Genomic DNA, 18,630 nt, shown 5'->3' on the forward strand with positions numbered 1-18,630 from the left:
GGGCCGTGAAATGCGCGTGAGCACGAACGCACAGCCGGCCCGGCGGGCCTGTGAGCAGGAGGGTTCGACATGCGCTGCCCCAGGTCCGGGCCCATGATGCGAAGCAGTGACTCTACGGTTCCCCAGCCCCAGGAGTGCGCATGTCGACCACCCGTCCGCCCGTCACGACCGACCTCGGGGCGGCGCCGCCGACCGGGGCCGCCGACGCCCTGCTGCGGCTCGGCAAGCACCTGCGCAAGGGGGACGTGTCCGAGGACCTGCGCCAGCTGTTCCTCAAGGGCGGCCGCGAGGGTGACGTCTTCTACCGGGACCGGTGGTCGCACGACAAGGTGGTGCGCTCCACGCACGGCGTGAACTGCACGGGCTCGTGCTCGTGGAAGGTGTACGTCAAGGACGGCATCATCACGTGGGAGACGCAGCAGACGGACTACCCGTCGGTCGGGCCGGACTCCCCCGAGTACGAGCCGCGGGGCTGCCCGCGCGGCGCCGCGTTCTCCTGGTACACCTACTCGCCCACGCGGGTGCGCTACCCGTACGTGCGCGGCGTCCTGCTGCGGGCGTACCGGGAGGCAAAGGCCGCGGTCGGCGGCGACCCGGTGCTCGCGTGGGAGCGGCTGACCTCCGACCCGGAGACGGCGCGGGCGTACAAGAGCGCACGCGGCAAGGGCGGCCTGGTGCGGGCCACGTGGGACGAGGCGGCGGAGATCGTCGCGGCGGCGCACGTGCACACCATCAAGGCGCACGGGCCGGACCGGGTGGCGGGCTTCTCCCCCATCCCCGCGATGTCGATGGTCTCGCACGGCGTCGGGGCACGGTTCGTGCAGATGCTGGGCGGCACGATGCTGTCGTTCTACGACTGGTACGCGGACCTGCCGGTCGCCTCCCCGCAGGTGTTCGGCGACCAGACGGACGTGCCCGAGTCGGCGGACTGGTGGAACTCGTCGTACCTCATCATGTGGGGCTCCAACATCCCGGTGACCCGCACCCCGGACGCGCACTTCATGGCCGAGGCGCGCTACCGCGGCACCAAGGTCGTGTCGGTCTCGCCGGACTACGCGGACAACACGAAGTTCGCCGACCAGTGGCTGGCGCCGCAGCCGGGCACCGACGGAGCCCTGGCGATGGCGATGGGGCACGTGATCCTGCGGGAGTTCCTCGTCGAGAAGCGCACCGCGCCGTTCGTCGACTACCTCAAGAGGTACGCGGACGCGCCCTTCCTGGTGCGGCTGGACGAGAAGGACGGCGCGTACGTGCCGGGCAAGTTCCTCACCGCCTCGGACGTGGACGACGCCGTCCTGCCGGGCGCACGGGCGACGGCGAACCCGAGCTTCCGCACCCTGCTCCTGGACGCCGACGGCACGGTCGTCGCGCCGAACGGGACGCTCGCCGACCGGTACGGCGAGGCGGGCGAGGGGAGGTGGAACCTGGACCTGGGCGACGTCGACCCGCTGCTGTCGGTGGCCGACGGCGCCGGGGCGGCGCCGGGCGAGCTGGGCACGGCAGCCGTGCTGCTGCCCCGGTTCGACGTCGTGCCCGAGGCCGACGCCGGTGCCGGGGACGCCGCCGAGCAGGCGCACCTGGGCGGCAAGGGCGTGCTGACGCGTGGCGTGCCGACCCGGCGGGTGGGCGGGCACCTGGTGACGACGGTCTTCGACCTGCTGCTGGCGCAGTACGGCGTCGAGCGGGCCGAGCTCGACCTGCCGGGCGAGTGGCCCACCGGCTACGACGACGCGACGGCGCCCGGCACCCCCGCCTGGCAGGAGGAGATCACCGGCGTGCGCGCCGCGGACGCCGCGCAGATCGGCCGGGAGTTCGCGCAGAACGCCGAGGACTCCGGCGGCCGGTCGATGATCATCATGGGCGCGGGCGCGAACCACTGGTTCCACTCGGACACGATCTACCGCGCGTTCCTCACGCTCACGACGATCACCGGCTGTCAGGGCGTCAACGGCGGCGGCTGGGCGCACTACGTGGGCCAGGAGAAGTGCCGGCCGATCACGGGCTGGGCGCAGTACGCGGGCGGCCTGGACTGGGCGCGTCCGCCGCGCCAGATGATCGGCACGGGCTGGTTCTACCTCGCCACGGACCAGTGGCGGTACGACGGGATGCCGGCCGACGCGCTCGCGTCCCCGCTGGCGCCCGGGGTCCTGGCAGGCCGCACGACGGCGGACTCGCTGGTGGAGTCGGCGCAGCGCGGCTGGATGCCGAGCTACCCGACGTTCGACCGCAACCCGCTGGACCTCGTGGACGAGGCGCGCGCGGCGGGCAAGGAGCCGGAGCAGCACGTCGTGGACGAGTTGAAGGCCGGGAACCTGCGGTTCGCCTGCGAGGACCCCGACGACCCGGCGAACTTCCCCCGGGTGCTGACGATCTGGCGGGCCAACATCCTGGGCTCCTCCGGCAAGGGCAACGAGTACTTCCTCAAGCACCTGCTCGGCACGGATGCCTCCGTGCTGGCCGACGAGGCGCCGGAGGGCCGCCGTCCGGCGTCGATGACGTGGCACGACGAGGCGCCGCGCGGCAAGCTCGACCTGCTCGTCACGATGGACTTCCGCATGACGAGCACGACGCTGTTCTCCGACGTCGTGCTCCCCGCGGCCACCTGGTACGAGAAGCACGACCTGTCGAGCACGGACATGCACCCGTTCGTGCACTCGTTCAACCCGGCGATCAACCCGCCGTGGCAGACGAAGACCGACTTCGACACGTTCCACACGCTGGCGCGGCTGGTCTCGCAGCTGTCCGAGGAGCACCTGGGCGTGCGGGAGGACCTGGTCGCCACGCCGCTGCTGCACGACTCCCCCGACGAGCTCGCGGTGCCGCACGGCACGCTCACCGACGCGGGCGCGCCACCCGCGGAGCGCGAGCTGGTGCCGGGCGTGACGATGCCGCGCCTGCAGGTGGTGCAGCGCGACTACCCGGCGTTCGCGGCGCGCATGGCCGCGCTCGGGCCGCTCACGGACACCAAGGGCATGGCCACCAAGGGCGTCGCGTTCATGCCGGACGAGGAGGTGCGCAAGCTCGGGCAGGTCAACGGCCTGGTGACGTCCGGCCCCGCGGCCGGGCGCCCCCGGCTGGACCGCGACACCCACGCGTGCGAGACGATCCTCGCCCTGTCCGGCACGACCAACGGCCGCCTCGCGGTGCAGGGGTTCGAGCACCTGGAGAAGCGCACCGGGCAGCGGCTGGCGGACCTCGCCGCCGACGACCAGGCCAAGCGCGTCACGTTCCCGGACGTGCAGTCGCGGCCGACGACGGTGATCACCTCCCCGGAGTGGTCCGGCTCGGAGCACGGCGGGCGCCGGTACACGGCGTTCGCGGTGAACGTGGAGCGGCTCAAGCCGTGGCACACGCTCACCGGCCGCCAGCACTTCTACCTCGACCACGACTGGATGATCGAGCTGGGCGAGCAGCTGCCCGTGTACCGGCCGCCGCTGGACCTGCACCACCTGTTCGGCGACTCGCCGCGGCCCGGCGCCTTCGACGACGGCGGCCCCGACGGCAGCGGCACCGGGCACGCCGCCGTCGCGGTGCGCTACCTGACGCCGCACTCCAAGTGGTCCATCCACTCGGAGTACCAGGACAACCTGTTCATGCTGTCGCTGTCGCGCGGCGGCCCGAACATCTGGATGAGCCCGGCGGACGCCGCGAAGATCGGCGTGGCGGACAACGAGTGGATCGAGGCGGTCAACCGCAACGGCGTCGTCGTCGCGCGCGCCGTCGTCTCCCACCGCATGCCCGAGGGCACGGTGTACATGCACCACGCCACGGACCGCACGGTGGACGTGCCGCTCGCCGAGACCTCCGGCCGCCGCGGCGGCATCCACAACTCCCTGACGCGCATCCTGCTGAAACCCACGCACCTCGCGGGCGGGTACGGGCAGCTCACCTACGCGTTCAACTACCTCGGCCCCACCGGCAACCAGCGCGACGAGGTCACCGTCATCCGACGCCGCTCGCAGGAGGTGCGTTACTCGTGAAGGTCATGGCCCAGATGTCGATGGTGATGAACCTCGACAAGTGCATCGGGTGCCACACCTGCTCGGTGACGTGCAAGCAGGCGTGGACGAACCGCACGGGCACGGAGTACGTCTGGTTCAACAACGTCGAGACCCGCCCGGGCCTCGGCTACCCCCGCACCTACGAGGACCAGGACACCTGGCAGGGCGGCTGGGTGCGCACCAAGCGCGGCAAGCTCAAGCTCCGCGCGGGCGGGCGGGCCAAGAAGCTCGCGTCGATCTTCGCCAACCCGAAGCTCCCGTCCATCCACGACTACTACGAGCCGTGGACGTACGAGTACGACATGCTGCTGAGCGCCCCCCAGGGCGAGCACACGCCGGTCGCCAAGCCGAAGTCCCTGCTCACCGGCGACGACATGTCGATCCAGTGGTCGGCCAACTGGGACGACGACCTCGGCGGCTCCACCGCGACGATGCAGGACGACCCGATCCTCAAGCACATGAGCGAGCACGTCGCCGAGGAGCTCGAGCAGACGTTCATGTTCTACCTGCCGCGCATCTGCGAGCACTGCCTCAACCCGTCGTGCGTCGCCTCCTGCCCGTCGGGCGCGATGTACAAGCGGGTCGAGGACGGCATCGTCCTGGTGGACCAGGACCAGTGCCGCGGCTGGCGCATGTGCGTCACCGGCTGCCCGTACAAGAAGGTCTACTTCAACCACAAGACCGGCAAGGCCGAGAAGTGCACGCTGTGCTACCCGCGCCTCGAGGTCGGGCTGCCCACCGTGTGCTCCGAGACGTGCGTCGGACGCCTGCGCTACCTCGGCCTGGTGCTGTACGACGCCGACAAGGTCGGCGCGGCCGCCGCCATCGAGGACGAGCACGACCTCCTGGCCGCGCAGCGGTCGGTGTTCCTGGACCCGCACGACCCCGAGGTGGTCGCCGCGGCCAGCCGCGAGGGCATCCCGGACGACTGGATCGAGGCCGCCCAGCGCTCCCCGATCTGGAAGCTCATCTCCGACTACGAGGTCGCGCTCCCCCTGCATCCCGAGTACCGGACGCTGCCCATGGTCTGGTACATCCCGCCGCTGTCCCCCGTGGTCGACGTGGTGGCCAGCTCCGGCAACGACGGCGAGGACGGGCGCACCCTCTTCGCTGCGATCTCCCAGCTGCGCATCCCGCTGGAGTACCTCGCCGGGCTGTTCACCGCCGGCGACACCGGGCCCGTCGAGCGGGTGCTGCGCCGGCTCGCCGCGATGCGGTCGGGCATGCGCGAGGTGAACCTCGGGCGCGAGTTCCCCGAGGAGCACGCCGCCGCCGTCGGCATGACCGGCGACCAGGTCCAGGAGATGTACCGCCTGCTGGCCATCGCGAAGTACGAGGAGCGGTACGTCATCCCCACCGCGCACACCGAGGTCGCGCGCGAGCTGGAGGAGATGGCCTGCTCCCTCGACTTCGAGGGCGGCCCCGGCATGGGCGGCGCCGGCCCGTTCGGCTCGTCGTCGGGTCAGCCCACCCCGGTCGCCGTGGAGAACTTCCACGCCCTGGCCGCCCGGCAGACCGCGGACTCCCCCTACGGCCCGTCCACCCCCGGGCGCGTCAACCTGCTCAACTGGGACGGCAACGGGCGGCCCAGCGGCCTGTTCCCGCCCGGGGACGACGGCGCCCCCGGCGGCGGCGGGACCGGCGACGAGGAGGGCCGGTCGTGAGCCGGCTCGCGTTCCTGCCCCGCCCCGGCGTGCGCGCGAAGCGGCTCGACCCGCTCGCGCCGGTGCCGCTGCCCGACGGCGACCGCGCCGTCGCGCACATGGCCGCGTCGGTGCTGCTCGCCTACCCCGACGACGCGACCCTCGCGGCCGCGCCCACCGTGCGCGACGCCGTCGCCCCCCTGCCGGCCCCGGTGCGCGACCGCCTCGCCGGGCTCGCCACGACGCTCCTCGACGCCGACGGACCGGACGACGTCGCCGCGCTGCAGGCCCGGTACGTCGCGACGTTCGACCTCAAGCGCCGCTGCGCCATGTACCTGTCGTACTACGCGGCGGGCGACACCCGGAAGCGCGGCGCCGCCCTCGTGCGGTTCGTCGAGGCCTACCGCGCCGCCGGGTTCGAGACCACCGGCGACGAGCTGCCCGACTACCTCCCGACCGTCCTGGAGCTGTCCGCCCGCGGCGGGCCCGACGGCGCCCGGATCGCGGGCGCGCTGCTCGCGGCCCACCGCGACGGCATCGAGGTGCTGCGCTCGGCGCTCGCCGCGCAGCGCTCGCCCTGGACGGCGGCGGTCGAGGCCGTGAGCCTCACGCTCCCGCCCGTCGACGCCGCCACGGCCGAGCGCGTCGCCGACCTGGTGGCCGCCGGGCCGCCCGCGGAGCTGGTGGGGCTGAGCGGGTACGGGGCGAGCGGCGCCGATGACACGGGGTACGGGGACGAGGGGAAGGACCTGCCATGGGCCTGACGGACGCGGGGGCCGACAAGATCATCCTCTGGGTCGTGCTGCCCTACGTGACCTTCGCCGTCCTGGTCGTGGGGTCGATCTGGCGGTACCGGTACGACAAGTTCGGCTGGACCACCCGGTCCAGCGAGCTCTACGAGAAGCGCCTGCTGCGCTGGGGCTCGCCGCTGTTCCACTTCGGGCTGCTGTTCGTGGTGCTGGGGCACTTCCTCGGGCTCGTGATCCCGAACACCTGGACGGAGGCCGTCGGGGTCAGCGAGGGGTTCTACCACTTCATCGCCACGTCGATGGGGTCGCTCGCCGCCGTCGTCGCGGTGGCCGGGCTGCTCATCCTCATCTACCGGCGCCGCTCCACCGGCCCCGTCTTCCTCGCGACCACGCGCATGGACAAGACCATGTACGTGTTCCTCGCCGCGTCGCTGCTGTCGGGGGCCTGGGCGACCGTGCAGACGCAGATCCTCGCGGGCGGGCACGGGTACGACTACCGGGAGACGATCTCGCCCTGGTTCCGGTCGCTCTGGTACCTCCAGCCGCAGCCCGCGCTCATGGAGGGCGTGCCCGCCGCGTTCCAGGTGCACATCGTCGCGGCGATGTTGCTGTTCGCGCTGTGGCCCTTCACCCGGCTGGTGCACGCGTTCTCCGCCCCCGTGCAGTACCCGTTCCGGCCCTACGTGGTCTACCGCTCCCGCGAGGCGTCCGTGTCGTCCCGGGCGCCGCGACCCGGGTGGGACCCGACGACGCCGCCCCGCTGACCCGACCGTCCGACCCGACGGTCCGACCCGACGTTCCGACCCGACCGTCCGTCCGTCACGACTGGAGGAACCATGACCTCGGCAGCCACCCCCGGACCGGCCGACGCGCCGACCGCCCCGGCCGTGCAGGGCAACGCCACCCAGCTCACCCTCGCGACGATCGGGTTCGCGATCTGCTTCTGGGCGTGGGCGCTGCTGAGCCCGCTGGGCAAGAGCTACGGCGAGCTGTACGACCTCAGCGACTTCGAGGTGTCCGTGCTCGTGGCCATCCCCGTGATCGTCGGGTCCCTCGGCCGCATCCCGATCGGCGCGCTCACCGACCGGTTCGGCGCCAAGGTGATGTTCCCGCTGTGCAGCGCGCTGACGATCATCCCCGTGCTGTTCATCGGGTTCGTCGCGAACAGCCTGGTGTGGCTGCTGATCGGCGGGTTCTTCCTCGGCCTGGGCGGCACGACCTTCGCCATCGGCGTCCCGTTCGTCAACAACTGGTACCCGCCGGCCCGCCGCGGCACCGCGATCGGCATCTTCGGCGCCGGCATGGGCGGCACGGCCATCGCGTCGTTCTCCACGGTGCCGATCCGCGACGCGTGGGGCGACGGCGCCCCGTTCATCATCGTGTCGGTGTTCCTCGCGGTCTTCGCCCTCGCCTCGCGGGCACTGCTCCAGGACTCCCCCGCCTGGTCGCCGGGCACCGGCGGCGGCATGTGGGCGCGCACCTGGGCGACCTTGAAGATCCCCGCCACGCTGCAGCTGTCCTGGCTGTACGCGATCGGGTTCGGCGGCTTCGTCGCGTTCTCCGTGTACCTGCCGACGTTCCTGCAGAACGCGTACGACCTCAGCGCCAGCGACGCGTCGTTCCGCACCGCAGGCTTCGTCGTGCTCGCGGTGGTCTGCCGGCCGCTCGGCGGCACCCTGTCGGACAAGGTGGGCGGCGTCGCGGTGAACTTGGTGTGCTACGCGGTCGTGACGGTCGGTGCCGCCGTGATCATCTTCCAGCCCGCCCTGATCCCCGTGGCGACGGTCGCGTTCCTCGCGATGGCGGCGGCGCTCGGCGGGTCGTCGGGCGCCACCTTCGCCCTCGTCGCGAAGATGGCACCGCCCGGGACGGTGGGCGCCGTGACCGGCGTGGTCGGTGCCGCGGGCGGCCTGGGCGGCTTCATCCCGCCGCTCATCATGGGCGCCGTCTACGGCGCGCAGGGCGACTACGGCATCGGGTTCGGCCTGCTCGCGCTGACGGCGCTGCTCACCCTGCTGTTCACGCTCGGCCCGGTGCGCAAGCGCGTGCGGGCGAACGCCGGATGACGGCGGTGCCCGCGCCCCGCGCCCCCTCACCCCGGCACGCGACCTGCCGTGAGGTCCGCGCCGCACAGGCGACACGTCCCCGGCCTAGCGTGGCCCCATGACCACCACGCCGCGGAGCCTGGCGGAGCACGTCGCCGCCGTGCTGGGTCGCGTCGCGCCGCTGCCCGTGCAGGACGTCGGGCTGGCGGACCTCGCCGTCGAGCCGCCCGGTCGCTCGCTCGGCGCGGAGGTCCGCTCCGTCGCGCTCGTGCCGCCGTTCGACGCCGCCGCCATGGACGGTTACGCCGTGCGTCTGTCCGACCTGCCCGCCGACGGCTCCCCCGTGACCCTGCCCGTCGTCGGCGACCTCCGCCCCGGCTCGCCCCCCGATCCTGGGCGCGTTCTCGGGGGACACGGGGCGGTCCGCATCATGACCGGCGCGCCGGTGCCCGGCGGGGCGGATGCCGTCGTGCCGGTGGAGCGCACGTCGACGGGCCGGTTCGTGGCGGGCGGCCCGACGACGGAGCGCGAGGTCACCCTCGCCCGGCAGCCCCGGGCCCACGTGCGGCACCGGGGCGAGGACGTGCGGCCCGGCGACCTGCTCGGCCGGGCGGGCGACGCCGTCACCCCGGCGCTGGTCGCCGTCGCGGCCTCGGGCGGGCTGACCGAGCTGCCGGTGCGCCCACGGCCGCGCGTGGCGGTGCTGTCGACGGGCTCCGAGCTCGTCGCGGCCGGCGACGTGGCGGGCGCGGGCCGCATCCCCGACTCCAACTCGTTGCTGCTGACGGCGCTCGCGCGGGCCGCGGGCGCCGACGTCGTGCGCGTCGGCGCCGTCCCCGACGACGCCGACGCCCTGCGCGCCGCCCTCGACGGCGTCGTGGGCAGCACGCCCGGCGGCTCGGGCACGGTCGACCTGGTCGTCACGACCGGCGGGGTGTCGGCGGGCGCGTCGGACGTCGTACGGGCGGTGCTCGACGCCGACGACGCGCGGCTGACGGACGTCGACGTCGCCGCCGTGGCGCTGCGACCCGGCCGGCCGCAGGCGCTCGCGCGCTGGCGGGGGGTGCCGTGGGTGGCGCTGCCCGGCAACCCGGTGAGCGCGTTCGTGTCGTTCGCGCTGTTCGTCCGTCCCGCGGTCGCCGTCCTCGCGGGCCGCGAGCCCGCGCGGCCGGTGCGGCGCCCCGCCGCCGAGGCGTGGCCGAGCCCGCCGGGTCGCACGCACGTCGTGCCGGTGCGGACGCTGCCGTCGGGCGCGGTCGCGCGGGCCACGGCGCCGGGCGCCGACCACCGCTCGGGCGGCCACGCGACGTCGACCCTGCTCGGTGCCGACGCTCTCGCCCTCGTCCCGCCGGACGTCGAGAAGGTCGAGGCCGGCGACGAGCTCGACGTGCTGCCGCTCGACCTGCCGTTCGGCACCGGGACCTGACGTGGCCCCCGACGGCGCCGCCCCCGCGCGGCACGACCTCCGGTACGACGCCGTGATCCTCGCCGGCGGACGCGCCACGCGCCTCGGCGGCGTGCCCAAGCCGACCGTCGTGCTCGACGGCGCCACGCTGCTCGACCGCGCGCTGGCCGCGGCCCGCGACGCCGACCGCACCGTCGTCGTCGGCCCGGACCCCGCGCTGCCGCCCGGCCGCGAGGTGCTCGTCGCGCGCGAGGACCCGCCGTTCGGCGGCCCCGTCGCCGGGCTCGACGCCGGGCTGCGGGCCCTGGACGCGGCGCCGGGCCCTGGTCACGACGCGCCGGCGTGGGTGCTGGTGCTCGCCGTGGACGTGCCCCGGGCGGGCGACGCGGTGCCCGTGCTGCGCGCCGCCGTCGCGGGGCCGGGGAGCACCACGTCCGACGGCGCGTACCTGGTCCGCGCGGGCCGCGCGCAGTGGTTGGTCGGCCTGTACCGGCGCGACGCGCTGCGCCGCGCCCTCGATGCCGTCGCCGGGCCGGGGAACCCCGCCGCGCTCGCCGGGGTGCCGGTGCGCCGCCTGGTCGCGGAGCTGTCCTGCGTCGAGGTGCCCGACGACGTCGGCGCGAGCGCGGACGTCGACACCTGGGACGACCTGCGACGGCTTACGGTAGGACTCCACACAGGAAGCCACACGGTCGTGGCTGCCCGCGCCGGGACGGGACCCGCGACGACCCGACCGCCGACCGACCGCCCGGGAGGACCCCGATGACCGACCAGACTCCCCCCGCCGCCCCCCGCGCCTCGGAGCCGGGCTCCAGCGTGCTGGACCGGTGGGTGGACGCCCTCGAGGCGGAGCTCGGGCTGCCCCCGCGCAGCGTGGACGTCGGCGCGGTGCTCGACCTCGCGCGGGACGCCGCGCACCAGGTGGCGCGGCCCGCCGCCCCCGTCACCGCGTACGCGGTCGGCTACGCGGCCGGGCTGGCCGCCGCGCGCGGGGAGTCCTCCGACGCGCTCGACCGCGCGACGTCGTCGGCGCTGTCCTGGCAGGACCCGGGCCCCGGCGCCGAGGCCGTCACCGGGACCGGGGCGGGGAGCTGATCGGATGACGACCGTCTCCCTCGGGATGCCGCGCCTGCCCGGCGCGGGCGTGCCCGACGTGCGGCTGCCCGCGGACCGGCCTGCCACCGGCGGGCTCGTCGACACGTTCGGCCGGGTCGCGACCGACCTGCGCGTCTCGCTCACCGACCGCTGCAACCTGCGCTGCACGTACTGCATGCCGGCCGAGGGCCTGCCGACCCTGCCGAAGGACTCGGTGATGACGCGCGAGGAGATCGTGCGGCTCGTCGGGATCGCGACGCGCGACCTGGGCGTGCGGCAGGTGCGGTTCACCGGCGGGGAGCCGCTGCTGCGCCGCGACCTCGTGGAGATCGTGCGCGACTGCGCCGCCCTCCCCCGGCGCCCGGAGCTGAGCCTCACGACCAACGCCGTCGGGCTGGACTCCCGCGCCGCCGCGCTGCGCGAGGCCGGGCTGGACCGCGTCAACGTCTCCCTCGACACCCTCGACCCGGACACGTTCGCCACGCTCGCCCGGCGCCCGTTCCTCGAGCGCACGCTCGCGGGGATCGACGCCGCGGCGCAGCAGTTCGACCTCGTGAAGATCAACGCGGTGCTGGTGCGCGGGGTCAACCTCGACCACGCCGCCGAGCTGCTGGCCTGGTGCCTGGAGCGCGGCTTCGAGCTGCGGTTCATCGAGCAGATGCCGCTGGACGCCGACCACGCCTGGGACCGCGCGGCGATGGTCACCGCGGCCGAGGTGCGCGACCAGCTCGGCACCCGGTTCGCCCTCGAGGCCGACGAGGAGCCGCGCGACGGCGCCCCCGCGGAGCGGTTCGTCGTGCGCGGCGCCGACGGCGCGCGCCTGGGGCGCGTCGGCATCATCGCGTCGGTGACGGAGCCGTTCTGCGACGACTGCCGCCGCACCCGCCTCACCGCGGAGGGCGGCGTGCGCGACTGCCTGTTCGCGCACACCGAGACCGACCTGCTCGGGCCGCTGCGCGCGGGCGCCGACGACGCCGTGCTCGCCGACCTGTGGCGCGCCGCGATGTGGGAGAAGCAGGCCGGGCACGGCATGAGCGACACGGGCTCCGGCACCGACCTCGACAGCTCGGGGTTCACGCAGCCCGAGCGCACCATGAGCGCCATCGGAGGATGACACGCATGACCCAGGAGACGACGGCGCCGGGCCGGCCGACGGACGCGGCGCCGGGCCTCGAGCAGACGGTGGCGCTGCGCTACTTCGCCGCCGCGCGCGCCGCGCTCGGGCGCTCGGAGGAGACGCTCGCCGTCCCGGCGGGCGCGACCGTCGCCGACGTCGTCGCCCGCCTGGCCGCCGCGACGCCCGCGGCCGCGCCCGTGCTGGAGCGCTGCAGCGTGCTGCTCGACGGTCGCCGGTCCGCGCCGTCCGACGTCGTGCCGGCCGGCGCGAGCCTCGACCTGCTGCCGCCCTTCGCCGGGGGCTGAGCCGGCGCCCTACGGGGCGCCGGCTCAGACGCCGGGCCAGGGCCGGTTCAGGCCCTGATCACCGCGCCTACTTGGTCCACCACGTCTTCTCGTAGTGCTTGCCGTTGATGACGACCCATACGTTGTGGCCGCCGTACTGCGGCGCGGCGCTGCCGATGAAGCACAGCAGCTCGAGCGAGCCATTCGCCGGGATGCTCCGGGAGTAGGTCGACGACCCGTAGAACTGGTGCGCGCTGCCGCCGAAGTCCGTCCAGCAGGCGACGCTCTGGCTACCCGTGTCCTGGAAGTCGTGCGTGGTGATCACCAGCTTGGCGCAGGTGCCGTCGTTGCAGTCGCTGTTGCTCACCGAGCTGCCGCGCGACACCACCGCACGCGGGTTCGGCGGGGCGTCCGTGGTGTGGCTCCCGCTCGCCCACGCGCCGCAGCCCGCGGCGTTGCACGCCCGGGCCTGGACCGTGTACGTGGTCGAGTAGGCGGACCCGGTGTCCCACGTGATGGGGAACGACGTCGACGACCCGCTGCCCGTGCCCCAGTTCCGCTGCCACTCGATGCGCTCCACCGCGCGACCGCCGTTGTTGCTCGGCGCCGAGACGGTGAACCGCCCCTGCGTCGGGGACACCTTGGAGGCGGAGATGCCGGGGGTACCGGGCGTCGTGTAGGGCGTCACCGCGCCCGACGACCCCGACCAGTCGGAGCAGGTGTAGGCGTTGCAGGCCTGGACCTGGAACGTGTACTCGGTGCCGTTCGACAGGCCGCCGTAGGTGGTCGACGTGGTGTCCCCGACGTTCTTCGTGCCGGCCCCGCTGGCCCGCACCACGTAGTACCCGCCGGTCCCACGGAACGCGTCCGTCGCGCTCCAGCTCACGTTCGCCTGGCCGCTGGTGTTCGAGCCCAGCGCTGCCGAGACGTTGCCCGGCACGCCCGGCGTGCCGTAGGGCACGACGGCGTTGGACGAGGGGCTGGCCTCGGAGATCGCCGCCTTGTTCTGGGCGCGCACCTGGAAGGTGTACGAGGCGGTCGTCTTGAGCCCCTCCACCGTCTGGGAGAGCGCCGTGCCGGCCTCGATGGTCCGGACCTTCGTCCCGTCCTCGTAGACGTCGAGGTAGTACATCTCGATCGGGGCGCCGTTGGTGTCGGGCTGCTGCCACGACACGGTGGTCTGGCCGCCCAGGGCGGTGTCGACCCGGGTCGCCGACGGCGCGGCGGGCGCGGCCGGCGGGCCGGCCGGGGTCTCCGGCGCGGAGGTGTCGCCCCAGTCGGACGGGTCCGGCGCGGCGTTCACGGCCTGCAGGCGCACCGTGTAGGGGGTGCCGTTGGTCAGGCCCTCCCACACGTACGTGCCGCCCGTGACGCACTGCTGCTGGATCGCACCGCTCGTGGGGGCGGGGCTGATCTCCAGGTTGACGCACTCGATCGGGGACCGGTCGGTGTACGTCTTGTTCGTCCAGTCGACCGTGAGCTGCTGGTCGCCGAAGGTCAGCGTCGGGGCCGCCGGCGGGTCCGGCTTCTCGTCGGGGCGGGCCATCTCGGACGCCGCCGACGGGTCGGACTCGCCCACGTCGTTCGTCGCGGTGACCGTGAACGTGTACTCCACGTTGTTGGTCAGCCCGTCGAAGGTGCACGTCGTGGTGGCGCACTCCTGGGTCTTGCCGTCCGAGGCGTGCAGCGTGTACCCGGTGATGGGTGCGCCGTTGTCGTTCGGCTGCTCCCAGCTCAGCACCACCGTGCCGGACCGCACCTCCTCGACCGTCGGCGCCGACGGGGGCTCCGGCCGGCCCAGCACCGTCACGGACACCGTGCCGTCCACCTGGCGGTCCGGGTCCTGCGTGACGTCCTCGACCGTGTAGCGCGCGGTGAGCACGCCGTGGAAGTCGGCGTCCGGGGTGATCGTGACGAGCGAGCCGTCGAACGCGACGTCGCCGGAGCCGGTCTCGCCCACGGCACCCACCACGGTCAGGTCCTCGCCCGGGAACGGGTTGGTGTCGTTCTCGAGCACCGGGATCGTCACCGGCTGCCCCTGATGGGCGTCGGGCACCTTGTCCGGCGTCGTCTGCACGAGCGGGCGCGTGGAACCCACGACGGTCACCTTCAGCGTGCCGGCGACCGGCGGGTTCTTGCCGTCGGACACGGTGAACGCGACGTCCGCGGCGGTGCCCTTCGGCACCGACGGCTCGACCTGCGCGGTCACGGTGCCGCCCGACACGGACGTCGAGATGCCCTCGGCGCCCTCGACGTCGAAGGTCAGCTTGTCCTTGTCGGGGTCCTGGGCGTACCGCGACAGGTCGACGACGTTCTCCTCGCCCGCAGCCACCTGGAGCGTCGGCGAACCGACCACCTCCGGCGGCTGGTTCTTGGACGGCACGACGTCGATCGGGACCGTGAGAACGGCCGTCAGCCCCTCCTCGTCGTCGGGCCCCTTGCCGTCGGTCACCTCGAAGCTCACCGACGCGCCGCCGGCGAAGTCCTCGGCGGAGGTGAACTCGATGGTGTCGCGGTCCTGGACCTCGGCCGCGCCGCCGGTGGCCTTGACCGTCTTCTCCTCGGTGACGCGCGGGGTGCGGTTCTCCCGCACCACGACGAGGTCGCCCAGCTCGACCGGCAGCGGCTCGCCGCTGACGGCCTGGAGCGGGGTCGAGCCCGGCTTGAGGTAGGGACGCGACTGGTCGCCCGGCACGCGCACGAACGCCTTGGCCTGCAGCCCGTCCACGTCGGTGACCGTGTAGGTGACGACCTGCGCGCTCGCACCCACCGCGACCTGGATCGTGCCGTCCTCGCCGACCGTGACGCCCTCGGACGCCTGGTCCACCGACACCTCGAGGTCGGACGCCACGCCGTCGGGGTCGACGTCGTTGGCGAGCACGTCCACGGTCACCGTGGACGTGTCGCGGATCTGGTCGGCCGTGACGACGTCGTCGTGCGCGACCGGCCGGAGCAGCGGCGCCTCGGCGTCCACGGTCACGGTGATCGCGCCGGTCGCGCGCGCCTTGAACGCGTCCTGGACCGTGTAGTAGAAGGAGTACGCCCCGTCCTTGTCGGGCGCCGTGAGCACGACCTCGTCCTCCACGACCTCGGGCTCGACGCCCTCGGGCATGCCGCTGAAGCCGTCCTTGACCAGGCCGATCTCGTCGCCGTCGGGGTCGTTGTCGTTCTCCAGCGCGCGCACGGCCACCGTGCGCCCGGGCCGCACGGTGCTCTCGTCGTCGACGACCTGCGGCGCCTGGTTGGTCTCCGGGGGCACCGCGATGCCCACCCGGACGACGCCGCGGCCCACGGCGCCGCGCGTGTCGATCACCTCGTAGGCGAACGAGTCGAAGCCCGCCGCGCCCTGCTCCGCCGTGTAGTCCACGAAGCCGTCGACGATCGTCGCCGTGCCCTGGCTCGGCGCGTCCGCGATGGCGCTGAGGGTGACCTGGTCGCCGTCGGGGTCGGTGCCGTCGAGGGCGAGCGGGATGCGCACCGTCTTGCCGCTGAGCACCCGCGTCTCGGTGTCGGGCACCTGGGGCGCCGCGTTCTCCTCGTCGTCCTTGATCGTGATGGTGACCTGCGCGGAGTCCTTCTGACCGTTGCTGTCCCGGACCTCGTAGACGAGGTGGGCGGTGCCCGCGTCGGCGCCGGCCCGGAAGCGCACCGTGTCCTCGGAGACGAACGCCTCGCCGAGCTCCGCCTCGGGCTCCTCCTGCAGCTCGTCGTTGAGGACGATCTCGAGGCCGTCGGGGTGCGAGTCGTTCTTCAGCACCGGGATCGTCACGACGTCGCCCGCGTGCACCAGCGCCTTGTCCGCGCCGGCCTCCGGGGGACGCAGCCGGTCGGGCGCGGGGATCGGCACGACGCGCACCTGGCCGGTGGCGGAGCCGGTGCCGTTCGCGACCGTGTACTCGAAGGTCACCGGCTCGCTGAGGCGGCGCTTCTCCGTGACCTTGAGGATCTCGTGGTTGAGCACCGCCACGTCGACGGGCGAGTCGTCCGGCACGGTGACCGACTGCACGACGAGCACGCCGCCCGCCGGGTCGGTGTCGTTCGCCAGCACGTCGAGCAGCGCGGAGCCGTCCGACGGCAGCAGCACCTGGTCGGAGACCACGACCGGCGGGGCCGCGTCCTCCGGCGGCGCGACGACGTCCACGCGGACCAGGCCGAGGGCCACGTTGGGGCCGTCGCTCACCTGGTAGGTGATGTCGAAGGAGCCCGGCTCCTGCCCCTGGACGGAGAACACCCCGGCGGACAGGTTGTTCGTGACCTTGAGGCCCTTCTGCTCCGTGACGTGCACGAGGCGCAGCTCGTCCCCGTTCGGGTCGGAGTCGTTGGCCAGCGGCTCGATCGTCATCGGCTGGCCGGCGAGCACCGTGACGTGGTCCTGCACCGCGACCGGCGGCTCGTTCGTGGCCAGCACGTCGACGAGCAGCCGGCCCTCGACCGGCTCGCCGTAGGAGTCGGAGACCGTGACGTCGACGATCTTGCGGCCGGTGGCCGCCCCGCCGTCGCGGAACTCGACGGTCCCGTCCGGACGGAACCGGACCTCGTCGTTCGGGTCGTTCGTCCCCGCGTGGGACAGGAAGAGGTCGTCGCCGTCCGGGTCCTTGAAGTAGGGCAGCACCTTGATGTCGGCGGTGCCGCCCTGGCCGACCCGCAGCACCGGCTCGCCCGACTGCGTCGGCGGGTCGTTCTCGGACTCCGGCACCACCGAGACCGTGACCTTCGCCGTGTCCGTGCCGCCCTCCCGGCCGTCGTCGACCTGGTAGGTGAACGTCGTGCTCCCGCTCGCGTCCGCGGGCACGTCGGCCTGCAGCGCGGCGCCGTCCAGCACCCGGTCCACGGCGATGTCCCCCTCGGGCTCGCCGTCGACCGACGCCGTCATCACGTCGCCGTCGGGGTCGACGTCGTTGCCCAGCACGTTGAGCACCGTGGTGCCCCCGGCGCGGACCCCGAAGCGGTCGTCCTTCGCCTGCGGCGGCCGGTTCTTCTTGTCCCGGTCGGCGACGAACTGGTCGACCTGCTCCGGCGTCGTCTCCTCGGACTCGGTCTTCTCGCCCTCGTCGTTCTCCGGGATGGTCAGGTCCCAGTCGTCGACCTTCTGGAACTCGTCCGCCGCCATCCAGAGCGTTCCGTTGACGACGTCGTTGAGCACGATGACGTCGCGGTTCACGCGGTAGACGAGGTGGGTGTCGGTGCCGACGCCCTCGAGCACGGTGTCCTCGTCGGCGTCCGTGCCGGGGCAGTCGCGGACCACCTGGCCCGAGACGGACCAGGCGCCGTAGACGCACTCGCCCAGCTGGACCGGGCGGGAGGGCGTGCCGTTCGCGGTGCGCTTCACGGCGGCCTTGCCGTCCAGCGGCTGCGAGACCAGGCCGCGGGACGTGGCCAGGACGACGACGTCGGAGTCGGCCGACGGCTGCTGCAGCTGCGCGGCCGCGCCGCCGTCGATCTCCACCGCGTCACCGCCCGGCAGCACGACCTTGCCCGTCGACCGGTCCAGCACGACCGCGGCGTCGCCCACCGTGGTCACCTGCACCTCGGCGTCCTTCGAGACCGACAGCCGCTCCTCCGTGGTGGACTCCGCCGTGCCCCGGGGGCCCGTCTCGACGGTGTAGACGGTGCCCACGCCGGGGGCCGCGACGACGACCGTGCCACCGGTGCTCACCTCGACCTGGGCGCCCGCGCCCACGTCCTCGAGCTCGGGCTCCGTCTCCTCGGCGTCGAACGCCATCGCGCCGTCGAACGGCACGACCCAGACCCGCCCCGTCTCCCCGTCGAGCACCGCCGCGGTGTTGCCGCCGGTCGCGACCTCGGACCCGGCGGGCAGCTTGAGCGTGCTCCGCAGGGCGAGCTGCGCGGGGTCGACCGGGCTCGCGGAGGAGTCGACGGAGCTCTCGAGCAGCACGTGCTGCGCGTCCTGCTCGACGTCGAAGCTCACCGAGTTGGCGAGGAGCGTGCCGTCGAGGGCCCGGGCCTGGTAGTTGAACCGGCCGAGGGTGCCCGTGGACGTCTGCGTGACCCACACGCCCGAGTCGTTGAGGTCGACGTCCACCGTCGCCTCGCCGTCGTACCAGAGCGCGAAGCCGGTCAGGCCCGCGCCGAACAGGGCGACGACGCCTGCGGACGCGATGGAGCGGCGGTTCTCCAGGACGCGCGAGACGAAGCTCATGCCTTACCCCTCGGCCCCCTGACCAGGTGCGACAGCCCGCGCGCCACCTGGCGACGTGGACGGAGGCACGGCGTGACCCATCTGGGGGCGGTGATGGGGAACAGCACGATGCTTTCCTCGCCGGAGCATAC

11 protein-coding genes are annotated in these 18,630 nt (G+C 73.7%); 10 read left to right on the forward strand and 1 reads right to left on the reverse strand.

Annotated elements, in window-relative coordinates; all coding sequences use genetic code 11:
* Positions 1 to 140: 140 nt before the first annotated feature.
* The 10 genes from ACFQ8Y_RS15560 to ACFQ8Y_RS15605 all read left to right on the forward strand — a co-directional run bounded on the left by ACFQ8Y_RS15560 (position 141) and on the right by ACFQ8Y_RS15605 (position 12,360).
* Entirely contained in the window at positions 141 to 3,980 is a 3,840-nt protein-coding gene (locus tag ACFQ8Y_RS15560; RefSeq protein ID WP_430586071.1) for a nitrate reductase subunit alpha, read from the forward strand.
* On the forward strand, positions 3,977 to 5,665 hold the full coding sequence (gene narH / locus ACFQ8Y_RS15565) for a nitrate reductase subunit beta (RefSeq protein ID WP_430586072.1): 1,689 nt from the start codon (positions 3,977 to 3,979) through the stop codon (positions 5,663 to 5,665). The genes ACFQ8Y_RS15560 and narH overlap by 4 nt, the downstream gene beginning before the upstream one ends.
* Positions 5,662 to 6,408 carry a nitrate reductase molybdenum cofactor assembly chaperone gene (narJ, locus tag ACFQ8Y_RS15570; RefSeq protein WP_430586073.1) on the forward strand — a complete coding sequence of 249 codons (747 nt, stop codon included), beginning with the start codon at positions 5,662 to 5,664 and terminating at the stop codon, positions 6,406 to 6,408. The genes narH and narJ overlap by 4 nt, the downstream gene beginning before the upstream one ends.
* On the forward strand, positions 6,399 to 7,157 hold the full coding sequence (gene narI, locus ACFQ8Y_RS15575) for a respiratory nitrate reductase subunit gamma (RefSeq protein ID WP_430552059.1): 759 nt from the start codon (positions 6,399 to 6,401) through the stop codon (positions 7,155 to 7,157). Before narJ ends, narI begins: the two co-directional genes overlap by 10 nt.
* A gap of 72 nt (positions 7,158 to 7,229) precedes the next feature.
* On the forward strand, positions 7,230 to 8,459 hold the full coding sequence (locus tag ACFQ8Y_RS15580; RefSeq protein ID WP_430552058.1) for a nitrate/nitrite transporter: 1,230 nt from the start codon (positions 7,230 to 7,232) through the stop codon (positions 8,457 to 8,459).
* Positions 8,460 to 8,556: 97 nt separating this feature from the next.
* Positions 8,557 to 9,864, forward strand: coding sequence for a gephyrin-like molybdotransferase Glp (glp, locus tag ACFQ8Y_RS15585; RefSeq protein ID WP_430586074.1), 1,308 nt, complete (start codon positions 8,557 to 8,559; stop codon positions 9,862 to 9,864).
* Position 9,865: 1 nt separating this feature from the next.
* Positions 9,866 to 10,609 (forward strand): molybdenum cofactor guanylyltransferase, encoded by a 744-nt coding sequence (locus tag ACFQ8Y_RS15590; protein ID WP_430562824.1) that lies wholly within the window; start codon positions 9,866 to 9,868, stop codon positions 10,607 to 10,609.
* Positions 10,606 to 10,938, forward strand: a complete 333-nt coding sequence (locus ACFQ8Y_RS15595; RefSeq protein ID WP_430552055.1) for a DUF6457 domain-containing protein — start codon at positions 10,606 to 10,608, stop codon at positions 10,936 to 10,938. The genes ACFQ8Y_RS15590 and ACFQ8Y_RS15595 overlap by 4 nt, the downstream gene beginning before the upstream one ends.
* A gap of 4 nt (positions 10,939 to 10,942) precedes the next feature.
* On the forward strand, positions 10,943 to 12,052 hold the full coding sequence (gene moaA, locus ACFQ8Y_RS15600) for a GTP 3',8-cyclase MoaA (protein ID WP_430586075.1): 1,110 nt from the start codon (positions 10,943 to 10,945) through the stop codon (positions 12,050 to 12,052).
* 5 nt (positions 12,053 to 12,057) lie between these two features.
* The gene (locus ACFQ8Y_RS15605; RefSeq protein WP_430552053.1) at positions 12,058 to 12,360 is read left to right on the forward strand and encodes a MoaD/ThiS family protein; all 303 of its coding nucleotides are present in this window, start codon (positions 12,058 to 12,060) and stop codon (positions 12,358 to 12,360) included.
* Positions 12,361 to 12,427: 67 nt separating this feature from the next.
* Here ACFQ8Y_RS15605 and ACFQ8Y_RS15610 read toward each other — a convergent pair whose 3' ends face one another.
* Positions 12,428 to 18,499 carry an Ig-like domain-containing protein gene (locus tag ACFQ8Y_RS15610; RefSeq protein ID WP_430586076.1) on the reverse strand — a complete coding sequence of 2,024 codons (6,072 nt, stop codon included), beginning with the start codon at positions 18,497 to 18,499 and terminating at the stop codon, positions 12,428 to 12,430.
* Positions 18,500 to 18,630 lie beyond the last annotated feature (131 nt).

It is taken from the genome of Isoptericola sp. NPDC056605 (genome assembly GCF_042792795.1).
GTDB lineage: Bacteria > Actinomycetota > Actinomycetes > Actinomycetales > Cellulomonadaceae > Isoptericola.

Coding starts and splice junctions, on each gene's coding strand:
- ACFQ8Y_RS15560 (WP_430586071.1), top strand. CDS start 141: ATGTCGACCACCCGTCCGCCCGTCACGACCGACCTCGGGGCGGCGCCG.
- narI (WP_430552059.1), top strand. CDS start 6,399: ATGGGCCTGACGGACGCGGGGGCCGACAAGATCATCCTCTGGGTCGTG.
- ACFQ8Y_RS15580 (WP_430552058.1), top strand. CDS start 7,230: ATGACCTCGGCAGCCACCCCCGGACCGGCCGACGCGCCGACCGCCCCG.
- glp (WP_430586074.1), top strand. CDS start 8,557: ATGACCACCACGCCGCGGAGCCTGGCGGAGCACGTCGCCGCCGTGCTG.
- ACFQ8Y_RS15595 (WP_430552055.1), top strand. CDS start 10,606: ATGACCGACCAGACTCCCCCCGCCGCCCCCCGCGCCTCGGAGCCGGGC.
- moaA (WP_430586075.1), top strand. CDS start 10,943: ATGACGACCGTCTCCCTCGGGATGCCGCGCCTGCCCGGCGCGGGCGTG.
- ACFQ8Y_RS15605 (WP_430552053.1), top strand. CDS start 12,058: ATGACCCAGGAGACGACGGCGCCGGGCCGGCCGACGGACGCGGCGCCG.
- ACFQ8Y_RS15610 (WP_430586076.1), bottom strand. CDS start 18,499: ATGAGCTTCGTCTCGCGCGTCCTGGAGAACCGCCGCTCCATCGCGTCC.